Origin of the sequence: Streptomyces sp. ITFR-6 (assembly GCF_031844725.1) — a bacterium.
In the GTDB taxonomy this organism is placed as follows: Bacteria; Actinomycetota; Actinomycetes; order Streptomycetales; family Streptomycetaceae; genus Streptomyces.
The window spans coordinates 5,398,456-5,413,630 of sequence record NZ_CP134612.1 but is presented as its reverse complement, the minus strand read 5'-3'; the positions used below and the strand labels follow the sequence as shown (position 1 = coordinate 5,413,630).

Below are 15,175 nucleotides of genomic sequence, written 5' to 3'. Positions count from 1 at the left end.
TCGGACCGCGGGCCGTTGTGCCCAGCTTCGGTGCGCGGAGCCCGGCATGTCTTCGTCGTCAGGGACCAGGACCGATCGTCTTACTCGTCCACTCCGATAAATAAACGATCATGAATATGAGAACCGGCCCCGGCCGGAAGACCGGAACCGGAATCAGGAGCGGGGCCGGGCAGGCCCGAGGCGCAGGCCGATCTCCGCCAGGAACCGCACCGCCGGATCGGCCAGGTCGACCCCGAACAGCTCCCGCGCCCGGCGCAGCCGGTACCGCAGGGTATTGGGGTGCACGTTGAGGTGTCGCGCGGCGGCGGCCGTGTCGCCGAAGGCGTCGAGGTACGCGGCGACGGACTCGCCGTAACGCGCCCCGTGCGACCGGTCGTGCTCCAGCATCGCGTGCACCGGCCCCGGTATCTCCCGCCACAGCGGCTCCACCCGGTCGAGCAGCCGCAGCACCGCCGCCTCGCCCGCGACCTCCGCGTACGACGCCACCGCGGACCCGGCCCCGACAGGGGTCCGCGCGGCGCGCTCCCGCAGCACCCGCAGCACCAGCTCCGCGGCGTCCCGCGAGGCGGGCAGTTCCGCCGGATCCGAGACCACGGGCCCGGCTCCGGCGAAGACCACGCCCCGGGGCAAGGAACGGGCCGTGGCCAGCAGGGTGCGCGCGGGGTCGCTCTCGCCGTCCACGGCCGGTACCAGGACGTACAGCCGCTGCCCGGACCGGGCGGTCACACACCCAGGCCGGTAGGCCGCGGCCAGCAGCGCCAGTCCATCGAGCACCCGCTGCACCCGCTGCCCGGCGTCGCCCGGCGCGGGCTCCGGTCCGTCGTAGGCCTCCGCCACCAGCACGGCGTACGGCCGGCCCCGGACGAGCCCCACGTCGTGCGCCGCCTGCCCGTTGCCCGACAGGAGCGCGTGCACCGACCCCTCGCGCGCCCAGGCCGCCGCCCGGCCCCAGGTCCGGTGGTGCGACAGGTGCGGGACCGCGGCGCGGGCCGCCGTCCGCAGCGCCGCCACCGCGTCCGCTGCCAGCGGCCGCCCGTCGGCCGCCGCCCAGATCGAGCCGAGCACCTCGGAGCCGTGCCGCACCGCGACGGCCAGCCGCTCGGCGTACCGCTCGTCCGCGGGGAGCCGCACCACGTCGTCGGTGTTCCACAGCGCCTGGAAGAAGCCACTCTCCCGCAGCTGGACGACCCGCCAGCGGGGCACCTCCTGGCCGAGGATCGTGAGCCGGCGCATCGGGTCGGGCTCGTGGTCCATCCGCGAGTAGGCCAGCACCCGCGACTGCGGGTCCTCGATCGTGATCGCGCCGCCGACGAGGTCCGCCACGGTGTTGGCCAGCCCCGACAGATCACCCAGCCGCAGCCCGTCCACCCCGGCCGCATTCCCGGACCGGTCCGGGACGCTGTGCACCAGCGCGGTCCGCAACTGCCCGAGCACCTCGGTCCAGCCCTGCCCGGCCCGCCGGGTCAGCAACGCCGTACGCCCCCGCTCCGCCGCCTCCAGCAGCGCCGCCCGCGGCCCCCGCGCGCCACGCCGCATCACCACAGCCGCCGCTCCGGCACGGTCCGCGGCGCGCAGCACGTCGACCGCCTCGGGCGAAGCGACCTCCACCCCGACCGCGAGCAGGACCAGCCCGGCGGCCGCCCAGGCGTCCTCGTCCCCCTCCTCACCGGGATCGTGCAGCACCACATCGGACACGGGTACGTCGGTGCCGCCCGGCGCCACGACGACATCGAGCGTCCCGGTGGCGATCAGCGCGAGGAGCTGCGCCAGCGTGGGACCGGGTTCGGGGCGGTCCGCCGAGGAGAGGTGCATCCGCCCATACTCGCCCCGCACCACCGCGACCTGCCATGGCCCCGGTCACTGCCGGGCCGGGGCATGGCTCAGGACCTCGTAGCCGCCACCGCTGCCTGCGGCCGGATCGGGAGGCGGTTGACCGGGCGGCCGGTCGCCGAGCGGACCGCGGCGGCCACGGCGGCCGGGGAGGTCACCACGGGGACCGCGGAGGCGGGTTTGGCGCCGAACGGGGCGACCACGTCGCGCTCCTCGACGAGTCGGACGATGCGGATGTCCGGCGCGTCGAGGGAGGTCGGCAGGGCGTAGCCCGTGAGGTCGGGGTGGCGGATCAGGCCGCGGGCGGTGCGGAGGTTCTCCGTGAGGGCGGTGCCGATGCCCTGGGTGATGCCCGCCTCGATCCGGGTCGCCAGCTGGGACGGGTTGAGGACCCGGCCGACGTCCTGGGCGACGGCCATCTCCACGACGCGGACCGAGCCGAGCTCGATGTCGACGTCCACCACCGCGCGGATCGCGCAGAAGGCGAGGCCGACGAAGGCGTCGCCCTGGCCGGACTCGTCCAGCGGCTCCGTTGGGTGGGGGCGGCACTGGGCGGTGGCCCAGAGCTCCTTGCCGTCCATCGCCTCCATGACGGTCGTCGAGAGCACCCCGTCGTAACTGGTGATCTTGCCGTCGGCGATCTGGAGCAGTTCGGTGGACATGCCGAACTGGTGGGCCAGCGGCTGGAGCAGCTGGGTGCGGACCATCTTCGCCGCGCGTTCGACCGCTCCGGCGGAGACCCAGGTGTGACGGCCGTGCGTGGCCGGTCCCGCCGGGGGCTGGTCGGTGTCGACGGAGGCCACGTGGACCTCCTCGATGCCCAGGGTCTCCTGGACGACCTGGCGGGCCAGGGTCGAGAAGCCCTGGCCCGTCTCGACGGCGGCGCAGATGACGGTGGCGACCCCGTCGTGGACCCGGACCGTGGCCGTGGAGACCTCGTCCGCGCCCTCGGCGCCGAGCATGTGGACCATGCCCAGCGCGTAGCCGACCCCGCGCCGTACCGCGCCGGGTTCGCCCGCGCCCTCCGGGCCGCCCGGGAGCAGCCAGTCGTCCTCCGGGGAGTCCTTGGGGAGCGAGGGGAGCCGGAAGTCCCGTACCGCTCCCAGGAGTTCCGCGACGGGGGCGGGGCAGGTCACGGTCTGTCCGGTGGGCAGGATGTCGCCGGTGGACAGGGCGTTGCGCAGCCGCAGTTCGGCCGGGTCGATGGAGAGCTTGGCGGCCAGCTTGTCCATCTGGCCCTCGTACGCGGCGCAGACCTGCATCGCGCCCTCGCCCCTGACATGGCCGGACGGCGGGTTGTTCGTACGGACGGCCCAGCCCTCGATGAAGGCGTGCGGGACGACGTAGGGGCCGCAGGCGAACGCGACGGCGGCGGCCAGCGATTCGGACGAGTCGTCGGCGTACGCGCCCGCGTCGAGGAGGATCTGCGCCTCGACCTTCACCAGCCGGCCCTCCGCGTCCGCGTGGTGGCGGTAGCGGAGCAGCGTCGGGTGGCGGTGCGCGTGGCCGAGGAAGGACTCCTCGCGGGTGGCGGCGAGCTTGACCGGGCAGCCGGTGCGCAGGGCGAGCAGCCCCAGCGGGAGCTGGAATCCGGGGTCCTCGCGGTCGCCGGTGGCGCCGGGGACGCCGGTCACGACGACCTTCACCCGGTCCGGTTCGAGGCCGAAGCAGGCGGCGGCGAGGTCGCGGTCGGTGTGCGGGTCGGTGGAGGCGGTGTAGATCTCCACGCCGCCGTCCGGACGGGGTACGGCGAGCCCGGCCTCCGCACCGATCGGCGCCGGGTCCTGGCGGCCGATGCGGTAGAGCCCCTCGACGATGACCTCGCCCACGATCTCCGGGTCGCCGTAGCGCAGCGGGATGTGGCGGATCAGGTTGCCGTCGGGGTGCAGCGGTTCCGCGGCGAAGGCCTTCTCCGGGTCGGTGACCGGTTCCAGCACCTCGTACTCCACGGCGATGGCGGCGGCGGCCAGCCTGGCGGTGTCGGGGTGGTCGGCGGCGACCGCGGCGATCGGCTCGCCGTGGTGGCGGACCAGCTCGGAGGCGAAGACGGGGCGGTCCACGACGCGGCGTCCGTAGGCGCTCTCGCCGGGGACGTCCTCGTGGGTGACGACCGCGCGTACGCCCGGCATCTCGACGGCGGCCGAGGTGTCGATCGACAGGATGCGCGCGTGCGGGTGCGGGGAGCGGAGCACGGCCGCCCAGAGCAGTCCCTCGGCCCACAGGTCGGCGGCGTACGGGAAGGTGCCCTCGGTCTTGGGGCGGGCGTCGGCCGGCGGCAGCGAGGCGCCGAGGCCGAACACCGGCTGCTCGCCCTCTGGGCCGTCGGGTCCGTCCAGCGAGGGGATGCTGATCGCCGTGTGGGTCGCGCCGCCCGCGGTGGCCGCGTCGTTGCTCACGCCATGCCTCCGTCCTGCAGATGGGCCTGCACACTACCCGCGCCGGGGGGCGCCTGGTGCGGGATGCGCGCCTCGTCCTGTTTCGCGGACTGTTCGGTGGGCTGCCCTGCGGGCTGTCCTGTGGGCCGGTCCGCGGATTCCGGTGCGGGTGCGGAGGCCGCCTCACGGCCGGCGATGACCTCGTTGACGGCGTCGAGCACGCCCCGGTACCCGGAGCAGCGGCACAGGTTGCCGCAGAGTGCCTGACGGGTCTCCAGCTCGCTGGGGGCGTGGTTGCCCTCCAGCAGGTCGTGGACGGTCATGGCCATGCCGGGGATGCAGAAGCCGCACTGGACGGCGCCGCAGTCGGCCAGCGCCCGCTGGACGTCGGACGGTTCGCCGTTGATGGCCAGCCCTTCGACGGTCCGCACCTCGCTGCCCGCCGCGGTGGCCGCGGGGACCAGGCAGGAGGCGACGAGCCGGCCGTCCACCTGGACGTTGCAGGCACCGCACTCGCCCTGTGAGCAGCCGTCCTTGGCCCCGGCGAGGCCGAGGCGCTCGCGCAGCACGTAGAGCAGTGACTCACCGATCCAGGCGTCGGTGACCGGCCGGTCGACGCCGTTCACGTGCAGCGCGTACGAGACGGCGGGGTGCTCGCTGGGCAGGTCGAACCGGGGGGCCGCCGGGGCGGCCTCGGGGTCGGTGACGTCGGAGTCGGTGACGTCGGGGTCGGCTTCGGGGGCGAAGTCGGTGACTCCGGGGTCCGTGGTGTCGGCTTCGGCGGGCGTGTCCGTCGCGTCCGGGGCCGTGGCATCGGTGTCCGGTGCCGCTTCGGTGTCCGTGGCCTCGGTGTCCGGTTCCGCGACCACGTCCGCGGAAGGCTCCGCGACCGGCTCCGCGACCGGTTCGGCCGGGCCGGGGTGCTCCATGGCGGGCTGCGACGCGTCCTGGAGGGCTGCCTCCGGCGGGACGTCGTGCGCGTCCGGTGACCCGTCCTGGTCCGGCGCCTGCGGCAGGGCGCTGTCCGCGGCCTGGGGCTCCGGCTCGGGCGTCGCCCAGGGGGCGGGCGCACCGCCGGGCAGGGTGGCCGGCGGGGTGCGGTCCGCGTACCAGGCGGCCGCCGCGGAAGGGGAGAACTCGCCGGACTCCTCGGGGAGATCGCCGTCCGCGACCGGGATCTGCCACTGGCCGGTGTGCCCGGCCGGTTCCGTGGCCTCGGCGGACTCCGCGAAGTTCCACTGGCCGGTCGCGGCCCGGTCCTCGCGGTACCGGTCCGGGTACTGCTCCCCCGGCGGGTGCGGCTGGTACGGGGTCTGCGGGTATCCGTACGGCGCCTGCTGCTGGTTCGGGTCGGGCCAGTGCACCGCCTCCGGGGCGGGCCGCTCCGTGTCCGGGGCGTGGTCCTGCCCGTCGCCCCGGCTGTCCTGCCCGTCCGGTGTCCGGACGGCCCAGCTGCCGGTGGCCGCCGGGTCGATCCCGGCCGCCGGGGTCAGCGGCAGGATCATCGGCGGTACGTAGCCCTGGCCGGGCGCGGCCAGCGGGATGTTCGCCAGGTCCTCCGGCGGCAGGTGGACGAAGGCGGTCGACTCGCCGTCGTAATCGCCGCTCTGGGGGATCGGCTCCCATCCCCCGTGCTGTTCGGTGTGGTCCTCGTTGCTCACGACAGTGCCCTCCCCAGCGCGCGTCGGGCCAGCGCGGCGACGGTGCGCCGCAGGTGCAGTACGGCGGGGGACAGCGGTGGCGCCTCTCCCCCGTCGGCGGGCGGTGGCTCGTCCGGGATGCACGCCGCGGCGACGTACTCACCGAAGGCGGCCAGCGCGTCGGGCGCCAGGCCCCGTTCGCCGTCCCAGTCGATCAGCGAGGCGATCCAGCGTTCGGCCTCCAGCGGCCGCAGCGGCATCGGCGCGATGGCGCCGACCGCGCAGCGCACTCCGCGCCGGGCCGGGTCGAGGACGATCGCGACGGAGGCGGTGGCCCGGCCGGGGCCGGTGCGTCCGGTCGCCTTGAGGAAGACCTGCGGGGCGTGCAGCAGGGGCACCCGGACGAAGCCGATCAGCTCCGCGGGCTCCAGCATCTCGCGGCCGGCCAGCAGGTGCGAGACCGGGATCTCGCGGCGGGCGCCGCCGGGACCGGCGATGACCAGCTCGGCCTCCAGCGCGGCCAGGACCGGCAAGGCGTCTCCGGTCGGGGCGGCGGTGGCGATGTTGCCGCCGAGCGTCCCGGCGTTGCGGATCTGCGGCGGGCCGGCGGCGCGGGCGGAGGCGGCCAGGGCGGGGATGAGGGCGGCGAAGTCGGGGCGGCCCATCCGGGCGTGGGTGAGTCCGGCGCCGAGGAGGGCGTGGCCGTCCTGGTAGTGCCAGCCCCTCAGTTCGCTGATCCGGCCGAGGCCGACCAGCCCGGAGGGGCGCAGGAGGCCCTTGTTGACGGCCGACATCAGGTCCGTGCCACCCGCCACGGGGACGGCGGCAGGCATGGCGCCGAGTGCCGCCACTGCCTCGTCCAGCGAGGCGGGCAGCGTGACGGACTGCGTCGCCTGCGGTGCTTGCGTGGTCAACCCAGCTGCCCCTTCCCGGTGTCCCGGCTGTCCCGTCTGTTTCGCCGTACGGTACGTGCTCAAAGCCTGGACGTGGCAACTCTGGCACATCTTCGGACCGGCCCGACGCGAGGGTCCGCGAAGGGAGTATCCGTCCCTGGCCAGGGGGATGGTCCTGATTCGCACCTCTTCGGAGCGGAGTGCGAATTGCCACTATTCAGCGAGCTTGTACGACTTATTCCGTTCCACGGAAGAGTGGAACGGACGAGTTGGACGGGAGGTCCGGGAGCACCGGGAAGGGAGAGGTCTCACACGCGCGGGGGCGCTCCTTCGAGCGGGCGGCCGAGGACGCCGGGCCGCCGCTGCCACGGCAACGGGCCGCTCGACGGCCGGTAGTCGACGCCCAGCGCGTCGAGTCGCACGTAGTGCGCGGCCATCCGCCGCTCGAAGCCGGCGAAGTCCCGCTCCTCCGGGGCGGGCAGGGCCGACCAGGCGACCTCCGCGAAGGCGGCCAGGCGCGGGAAGACCTGGTAGTCGACCCGGGCCCGGTTCTGCATGACCTCGGTCCAGACGTTGGCCTGGGTGCCCAGGATGTGCCGGGCCGCCTCCTCGGAGAGGCTCGGCGGAACGGGTTCGAAGCGGTAGACGTCCTCCAGGGTGCGGACGTATCCGATCGGCATCGGCTCGTCGGGGCCGCCGTCCTGACGGTGGTCCAGGTAGACCTGCTGCTCCGGGCACATCACCACGTCGTGCCCGGCCTCCGCGGCGGCGATGCCGCCCGCGTAGCCGCGCCAGGAGGAGACGGCCGCGCCCTCGGCGAGCCCGCCCTCCAGGATCTCGTCCCAGCCGATCAGGCGGCGGCCCCGTGCGGTGAGCCAGCTGTCGAAGTGCCGGATGAACCAGGACTGCAGCTCGTCCTCGTCGGCCAGGCCGAGCTCCTTGATGCGCGCCTGGGCCGTCGGCGACCGCTTCCACTGGTCCTTGGGGCACTCGTCGCCGCCGACGTGGATGAACGGCGAGGTGGCGGCGGGGAAGAGTTCGAGGACCTCCTCGAAGACGCCCTCGAAGAAGCGCAGGGTCCGCTCGGTGGGGGCGAGGACGTTCGGGGCGACGCCCCAGTCGTCCCAGACGGTCAGGGCGGCGGTGTCGATGACGTCGGTGTTGCCGAGCTCCGGGTAGGCGGTGATGGTCGCCTGCGAGTGGCCCGGGATGTCGATCTCGGGGACGACCCGGATGTGCCGGGCGGCGGCGTACGCCACGATCTCGCGGATGTCGTCCTGGGTGTAGAAACCGCCGTGCGGGGTCTCGTCCCAGAGTTCGGAGGCCCGGTGGCCGTGCTTGGTGCGCGAGCGCCAGGAGCCGGCCTCGGTCAGGCGCGGGTGGCGCTTGATCTCGATGCGCCAGCCCTGGTCGTCGGTGAGGTGGAAGTGGAAGACGTTCAGCTTGTGGGCGGCGAGGAGGTCGAGGTAACGCAGAACGTCGGTCTTGGGCATGAAGTGCCGTGACACGTCGAGCATCATGCCGCGCCAGCCGAAGCGCGGGCCGTCCTCGATGTCGGTGAACCCGAAGCCGGGCCGGGCGTCGCCGTCCACGGGCGCCCGGCGGAACGCCTCGGGCCCCAGCAGCTGACGCAGCGTCTGCGCGCCCCAGAAGACCCCGGCGGGGCTGCCGCCGGTGATCGCGACGCTGTTGCCGGGCAGGGTGGTCAGCCGGTACGCCTCGGGCTCCAGGGCGGGGTCGGTCAGCAGCCGGACGGACTGCTCCGCGCCCTCGCCCGCCGGGGCGAGCGACAGGCCGAAGGCGGCGCCGAGCGTGGCGCGCAGCCAGCGCTCCGTGGTCTCGGTGCCGGGGGCCGCCGTGATGGTGGTTGCCGCGTCCAGGACGAATCCGCACCGCCCCCGGTCATCGGCGCGCACGGGGGCCGGGATCAGATCCATGTCCATGAGGTCAGTCCTTAACCGCTCCGCCCAGTCCCGAGACCAGGCGTCGCTGTACGAGTACGAAGAAGACCAGCACGGGGATGGTCATCACCGTCGAGGCTGCCATGATCCCTCCCCAGTCGTTCTCATCGGGTTTGAAGAAGACCAGCAGCGCCATCGGGAGCGTCGACTGGGAGGTGTCGCTGATGATGAACGACTTCGCGAAGAGGAAGTCGTTCCAGGTCGAGATGAACGAGAAGACGCTCGTCGCCACCAGCCCCGGGAAGACCAGCGGGAAGAGGATCTGCCACAGGAAGCGGGCCCGGCTCGCCCCGTCGATGTACGCCGCCTCCTCCAGGGCGTCCGGGACGGCCTTGACGAAGCCGCGCAGCATCCAGATCGCGAACGGCAGCGAGAACGCCAGGTGCGGCAGGATCAGCGAACCGAGCGTGTTCAGCTGGCCGAAGTCGCGCATCAGGAAGAACAGCGGGATCGTCAGCGCCTCGACCGGCACCATCTGCGCGACCAGGAACATGATCAGCAGGGTGGTGCGGAAGCGGAACCGGAACCGGGTGACCGCCGTCGCCGCCAGGAAGGCGATCAGGGCGGAGACGATGACGACCGTGCCGGCGACGATCAGGCTGTTGAGGAAGTAGCGCCCGAAGTCCTGCTGCTGGAAGACCCGGCGGAAGGAGTCCAGGGACGGCGACAGCGTCCAGGGCCTCGGGTGCGCGGACTGGACCTCTCCGGCCGGCTTGAAGGCCGAGAGCACCATCCAGTACAGCGGGAAGGCCACGGCGGCGGCGATCAGCAGCGCCGCGGCCTCGGCGGCGAGCCGGCCGGGCCGGCGGACGCGCGACAGGGACGGCAGGCTCACAGTTCCTCCCCCTGGCGCCTCACCAGGCGCAGATAGACCAGCGTGACCGCCAGCAGGATGATCAGCATCACGACGCCGATGGCCGAGCCGAGGCTGTACTGCGAGGACGCGAACGCCTTCTGGTAGGCGTACACGTTGAGCACCAGGTTCTGCCCGGCGATGCCGCCGCCGTTGGTCATGACGTAGATCTGCGTGAAGACCTTGAAGTCCCAGATGATCGACTGGATGGTGACGACGATCAGGATCGGCCGCAGCATCGGTGCCATGACAGAGCGCCAGATCCGCCACTGCGAGGCGCCGTCCAGCGCCGCCGCCTCCAGCACCTCGGTGGGGATCGCCCGGATGCCCGCGTACACGGTGACCATCACGAACGGGAACGAGCACCACAGGACTTCGAGGAGCACCAGCGCGAAGGCGCTGTAGCGCCCGTACGTCCAGGAGAAGTCACCGAGCCCCAGCACCCGGTTGACCGGTCCGAAGTCGGCGTCGAAGAGGAAGACCCAGACGGTCGAACCGGTGATCGCCGGGGTCGCCCAGGCGCCGAGCGCGGCCATCATCAGCGCGAGCCGGGGCAGGGCCCGTACCCGGGTCAGCAGGACGGCCAGGGCGCAGCCGACCAGCAGGGTGGCGAGCACGCACAGGGCCGCGAAGACCACGGTGGCCGCCAGGACCTGCCAGAACTGGCTGTCCTGGAAGAGCGTCGCGTAGTTGCCGAACCCCTGGAAGGTGGCCGGTTCGCCGCCGCTGACCTGGGCCTGGGTGTACTCCAGGAAGGAGATCAGGCCGAGTTGGTAGATCGGGTAGACCAGCAGCCCGCCCAGCAGGACGAGCGCGGGCAGGAGGTAGAGCCAGGGGGTCCAGCCGGACCGCCTGGCCGGGGAGGCCGGGGGGCGGCGCCGGCGCGGACGCGGGGCGGCCCCGCCCGTGCCGGGTGCGCCCGGCGCCTTGTACGCCGTGCTGTTCGCCGTCATCGTCAGCCCGCGGCGGCGAACGCTGCGTCCATCTTCTTCGCCGCGTCGTCCGAGGCGCCGGCCACGTCCTTACGGCCGCTGACGATCTCCTGGAACATCGTCGGCAGGATCAGCGAGGAGTCGATCTGGCCCCAGGCGGCAGAGGCGGGGACGAACTTGGCGCCCGCGCCCAGGGTCCTGACGAACGGTTCGACGAACGGCTCCTTCTTCGCGGCCGCGTCGAGCACGTCCGTGTACGTCGGCAGGAAGCCCATCGCGTCGAACATCTTCGCCTGGGTCGCCTTGCCGGTCAGCGACTTCATCAGGTCGACGGCGAGGGTGCGGTGCTTGCTGCTCTTCAGCACGCCGATGTTGTTGCCGCCCGCGAACGCCGGGGCGACCGAGCCCTCGGCCACACCGGGCAGCGGCACGACCGCGTACTTGCCCTTCACCGTGCCCGCCTCGACGGCCGCGTGGCTGAAGTCGCCGCCGATGGCCATGGCGGCCTTGCCGGAGGCGAAGGCGGTGACGGTCGCGTTGCCGCCCATGCCCGCGCACTTGGCGGCCGGGCAGTTGGCGCCGCCGAAGAGCGAGGTGTAGGCGGCGATGCCCTTGCGGGCCTTCTCGCTGTTGATGGCCGCCTTGTACGAAGTCCCGCCGCCCGTGGCCAGTTCGCCGCCGTTGGCCCAGATGAACGGCATCGCTCCGTAGGTGTACGCGCCGCCCACCGAGAGCCCGTAGAGGTCCGGCTTCTTCCGGTGGATCTTCTTGGCGGTGGAGATCAGCTCCGCCTGGGACTTGGGCGCCCCGATCCCCAGGTCCTCGAAGACGTCGGTGCGGTAGTAGAGCGCCCGGACGCCGACGAAGAGCGGGGCCCCGTAGATCTTTCCGTCGACCGTCACGGACTGCTTGGCCGTCGGGTCGGTGTCCTTGGCGTCCGGCCACGCGGCGAACTCGGCGCTGACGTCGGCCAGTCCGCCGTCCTTCACGTAGCCGGCGGTGTCGGTGTTGCCGTACTCGATCAGGTCCGGGGCACTCTCGGGGTCGTTGAACGCGGCCTTGACGCGCTGGGCGCGGGTGTCGACGGGTATGTACTCGATCTCGACCTTCGCGTCCTCGTGGGCCTTCCGGAAGTCCGCGACCGCGGCGTCGACGACCTTCTCCTTGGGCTTGTTGCCGACCTCCTGGAACAGCCAGACGCGCAGCGTGCCGGTCTTCTCGTCCCCCTTGGCGCCGGTGTCGGAGGTCTGCGGCGCGCAGGCGGTGGCGGTGAGACCCGCCAGCACAAGCGCCGCAGCCGGGGCGGCAATTCGGGCAGAAAGCTTCATCCGGGACCCCTACCGGTAGGCGTTGCACCATGCGCAACGCGCGTTTCGTTCTGCACAACTGGCAGGAGGGTAGGTCTAGACGAAGTCTCCGACAAGTGGTCTCAACCACTCTGTGACCCGGGGAAGCAGCCCGTGCAACGCGGCCGGTGCGAACGCCGCTCCGGACGACGAAGGACCCCCGGGGCACGCGGCTGCGTGCCCCGGGGGTCCTTCCGGGCAGGTGGGTTCTGCTGCTGCGGACAGAAAGTGCCGGCCTGCTACTTCTTGTCCTTGCCGCCCTTGCCCTTGTCCTTGTCGCCGCCGGCGCCCATGGACTCGTAGATCTCCTTGCACATGGGACACACCGGGTACTTCTTGGGGTCGCGCCCCGGCACCCAGACCTTGCCGCACAGCGCCACCACGGGGGTGCCCTCCAGGGCACTCGCCATGATCTTGTCCTTCTGGACGTAATGGGCGTAGCGCTCGTGGTCGCCGTCGCCGTTCGACACCTGTGGCGTCGGCTCCACGAGGGTTCCCGTACCTGCCCCGCGATCGGGCTCAAGAGTGCTCATAACCGCCAAGCGTACTGAAAGCCCGGCGGATCAGTTCAGCGAAGGGTCGTCCGGGTACGTGGCGACCATGGCCAGTTTGCTGCGCTGACGGCGCAGGACGGCCCGCCAGAGGCCCTCCGGGCGCGGGGACGAGACATCCCCCGGCTCCGACTCGACGACGTACCAGGCGCCCTCGGAGAGTTCCGCCTCCAGCTGTCCGGGCCCCCAGCCCGCGTACCCGGCGAAGATCCGCAGCGAGCCGAGGGCCGGGGCCAGCAGCTCGGGCGGCGCCTCCAGGTCCACCAGGCCGATCGCCCCGTGCACCCGGCGCCAGCCGAGGGGGCCCTCCTCCCCGGGGATCACCGCCACCCCCAGCGCCGAGTCGAGGGAGACCGGGCCGCCCTGGAAGACGACACCGGGTTCGCCGGCCAGTCCGGCCCAGGACAGGAGGATGTCGGCGACGCCGACCGGGGTCGGGCGGTTCAGGACGACGCCGAGCGAGCCCTCCTCGTCGTGGTCGAGGAGCAGCACCACCGCGCGGTCGAAATTCGGGTCCGCCAGGGCGGGTGCGGCCACGAGCAGCCGCCCTGTGAGCGAGGACACCTCGGTCATGCCAGAAATGATCCCGCATCTTCGGCGTTCGTGGGGGCCAAGTGGCCCGGCCGTCGCCCCGGGGACCCGAGCGCAGCTCAGGGCGCACGGGTGCACGGGGAGCGCACGAACGGGCACCCATCCGGACGGTGACCCTCCGCAAGATCCAGGACGCGGAGCGTGTTGTGGCGGATTCATGACGTTCGCGTACCCCCCGCTTTCTTACGGAGGAGGGGTGCGCGGCCATTACCCTTTCGATTGGCCCCCTGCCCGACCACTCCGGAACGCGAGATTCATGACCGGCACAGACGATGTCCTGCTTGTCCACGGCGGAACCCCGCTGGAGGGCGAGATCCGCGTCCGAGGCGCCAAGAACCTGGTGCCGAAGGCAATGGTCGCCGCGCTGCTCGGCAGCGGGCCCAGCCGGCTGCGCAACGTGCCCGACATCCGCGATGTGCGGGTGGTCCGCGGGCTGCTGCAGCTGCACGGCGTGACGGTCCGTCCGGGTGACGAACCGGGCGAGCTGATCCTGGACCCCACCCACGTCGAGAGCGCGAACGTCGCCGACATCGACGCCCACGCGGGCTCGTCGCGCATCCCGATCCTCTTCTGCGGCCCGCTGCTGCACCGGCTGGGCCACGCGTTCATCCCGGGTCTCGGCGGCTGCGACATCGGCGGCCGGCCGATCGACTTCCACTTCGACGTGCTGCGCCAGTTCGGCGCGACGATCGAGAAGCGGGCGGACGGCCAGTACCTGGAGGCCCCGCAGCGGCTGCGCGGCACCAAGATCAGGCTGCCGTACCCGTCGGTGGGCTCCACCGAGCAGGTGCTGCTGACCGCGGTGCTGGCCGAGGGTGTCACCGAGCTGTCGAACGCGGCCGTGGAGCCGGAGATCGAGGACCTCATCTGCGTACTGCAGAAGATGGGCGCGATCATCTCCATGGACACCGACCGGACCATCCGGATCACCGGTGTCGACCGTCTCGACGGCTACACGCACCGGGCCATCCCGGACCGCCTGGAGGCCGCCTCCTGGGCATCCGCGGCGCTGGCGACCGGGGGCAACATCTACGTCCACGGGGCGCAGCAGCGCTCGATGATGACGTTCCTGAACACCTTCCGCCGGGTCGGCGGCGCCTTCGAGATCGACGACGAGGGCATCCGGTTCTGGCATCCGGGCGGCGCGCTGAACGCCATCGCGCTGGAGACGGACGTGCACCCCGGTTTCCAGACCGACTGGCAGCAGCCGCTGGTCGTGGCGCTGACGCAGGCCTCGGGCCTGTCGATCGTGCACGAGACGGTGTACGAGTCGCGGCTCGGCTTCACCTCCGCGCTGAACCAGATGGGCGCGCACATCCAGCTCTACCGCGAGTGCCTGGGCGGCTCCGACTGCCGCTTCGGCCAGCGCAACTTCCTGCACTCCGCGGTCGTCTCCGGGCCGACTAAGCTGCAGGGCGCCGATCTGGTCATCCCCGACCTGCGCGGCGGTTTCTCGTACCTGATCGCCGCTCTGGCGGCGCAGGGGACGTCCCGGGTGCACGGGATCGACCTGATCAACCGGGGCTACGAGAACTTCATGGACAAGCTGGAGAAGCTCGGCGCGAAGGTGGAGCTGCCGGGCGGTTCACTCGTCTGAGCCGCTCCCCGGGGGCGGCGAGCCCCCGGGGAGCGGCTCCGTACCCGTACAGAGGCCCGCAAACGGCTCTCTGCGGCCCGTACGCCGAAGGGCGGCCACCCTGGTCGGGGTGACCGCCCTTCGTCGTACCAGGGGGTTGTTACTTGCCCTTGGCGGCTTCCTTGAGCTTCGAGCCCGCGGAGACCTTCACGCTGTAGCCGGCCGGGATGTTGATCGGGTCGCCGGTCTGCGGGTTACGAGCGGTGCGAGCGGCACGGTGGGTGCGCTCGAAGGTCAGGAAGCCGGGGATGGTGACCTTCTCGTCGCCCTTGGCGACGATCTCACCGACGGTCTCGGCGAGCGCGGCCAGCACGGCGTCGGCGTCCTTGCGAGTCACCTCGGCGCGGTCGGCCAGGGCGGCCACCAGCTCACTGCGGTTCATGTTGTTACTCCCGTGTTCTTCTTGCCTGTGAGGCGTGAGATCGAAGCCGATGCTGCCAGGGCCCTCGGACAGTCCCCGGACTCGGGTCCGTGTGAGAACCCTCGCGCCCCGTGGGGGTCTCCCCCCGGACGAAGTCCTTGGGAAAGTATCCTGCCCCCACCTGCGGCGGGAAAGCCAATCCGGCA

General features: G+C 72.4%; 12 protein-coding genes. 1 reads left to right on the top strand and 11 read right to left on the bottom strand.

Annotated elements, in window-relative coordinates:
* Positions 1 to 153: 153 nt before the first annotated feature.
* From RLT59_RS24705 to RLT59_RS24660, 10 genes are all read right to left on the bottom strand, one after another.
* Entirely contained in the window at positions 154 to 1,812 is a 1,659-nt protein-coding gene (locus tag RLT59_RS24705; RefSeq protein WP_311305424.1) for a helix-turn-helix domain-containing protein, read from the bottom strand.
* 68 nt (positions 1,813 to 1,880) lie between these two features.
* Positions 1,881 to 4,226, bottom strand: coding sequence for a xanthine dehydrogenase family protein molybdopterin-binding subunit (locus RLT59_RS24700; protein WP_311305423.1), 2,346 nt, complete (start codon positions 4,224 to 4,226; stop codon positions 1,881 to 1,883).
* Entirely contained in the window at positions 4,223 to 5,866 is a 1,644-nt protein-coding gene (locus RLT59_RS24695; RefSeq protein WP_311305422.1) for a 2Fe-2S iron-sulfur cluster-binding protein, read from the bottom strand. Before RLT59_RS24695 ends, RLT59_RS24700 begins: the two co-directional genes overlap by 4 nt.
* Positions 5,863 to 6,759 (bottom strand): FAD binding domain-containing protein, encoded by an 897-nt coding sequence (locus RLT59_RS24690; RefSeq protein ID WP_073738181.1) that lies wholly within the window; start codon positions 6,757 to 6,759, stop codon positions 5,863 to 5,865. Before RLT59_RS24690 ends, RLT59_RS24695 begins: the two co-directional genes overlap by 4 nt.
* Before the next feature lie 287 nt (positions 6,760 to 7,046).
* Positions 7,047 to 8,681, bottom strand: coding sequence for a beta-N-acetylhexosaminidase (locus RLT59_RS24685; protein WP_311305421.1), 1,635 nt, complete (start codon positions 8,679 to 8,681; stop codon positions 7,047 to 7,049).
* A 4-nt stretch (positions 8,682 to 8,685) separates the two neighbouring features.
* Positions 8,686 to 9,534: a carbohydrate ABC transporter permease gene (locus RLT59_RS24680; protein WP_311305420.1), complete on the bottom strand. Its 849-nt coding sequence runs from the start codon at positions 9,532 to 9,534 to the stop codon at positions 8,686 to 8,688.
* Complete coding sequence (locus RLT59_RS24675) at positions 9,531 to 10,505, bottom strand: carbohydrate ABC transporter permease (RefSeq protein WP_311305419.1); 975 nt, start codon at positions 10,503 to 10,505, stop codon at positions 9,531 to 9,533. Before RLT59_RS24675 ends, RLT59_RS24680 begins: the two co-directional genes overlap by 4 nt.
* Positions 10,506 to 10,507: 2 nt before the next feature.
* Entirely contained in the window at positions 10,508 to 11,812 is a 1,305-nt protein-coding gene (locus tag RLT59_RS24670) for an extracellular solute-binding protein (RefSeq protein ID WP_311305418.1), read from the bottom strand.
* A 257-nt stretch (positions 11,813 to 12,069) separates the two neighbouring features.
* Entirely contained in the window at positions 12,070 to 12,363 is a 294-nt protein-coding gene (locus RLT59_RS24665; protein ID WP_073723799.1) for a DUF3039 domain-containing protein, read from the bottom strand.
* 30 nt (positions 12,364 to 12,393) lie between these two features.
* Positions 12,394 to 12,954 (bottom strand): YqgE/AlgH family protein, encoded by a 561-nt coding sequence (locus tag RLT59_RS24660; protein ID WP_311305417.1) that lies wholly within the window; start codon positions 12,952 to 12,954, stop codon positions 12,394 to 12,396.
* Positions 12,955 to 13,228: 274 nt separating this feature from the next.
* On the opposite strand from RLT59_RS24660, the gene murA reads away from it, so the two are divergent.
* The gene (gene murA, locus RLT59_RS24655; protein ID WP_311305416.1) at positions 13,229 to 14,569 is read left to right on the top strand and encodes a UDP-N-acetylglucosamine 1-carboxyvinyltransferase; all 1,341 of its coding nucleotides are present in this window, start codon (positions 13,229 to 13,231) and stop codon (positions 14,567 to 14,569) included.
* 139 nt (positions 14,570 to 14,708) lie between these two features.
* Here murA and RLT59_RS24650 read toward each other — a convergent pair whose 3' ends face one another.
* Positions 14,709 to 14,990 (bottom strand): HU family DNA-binding protein, encoded by a 282-nt coding sequence (locus RLT59_RS24650; RefSeq protein WP_003968811.1) that lies wholly within the window; start codon positions 14,988 to 14,990, stop codon positions 14,709 to 14,711.
* Positions 14,991 to 15,175 lie beyond the last annotated feature (185 nt).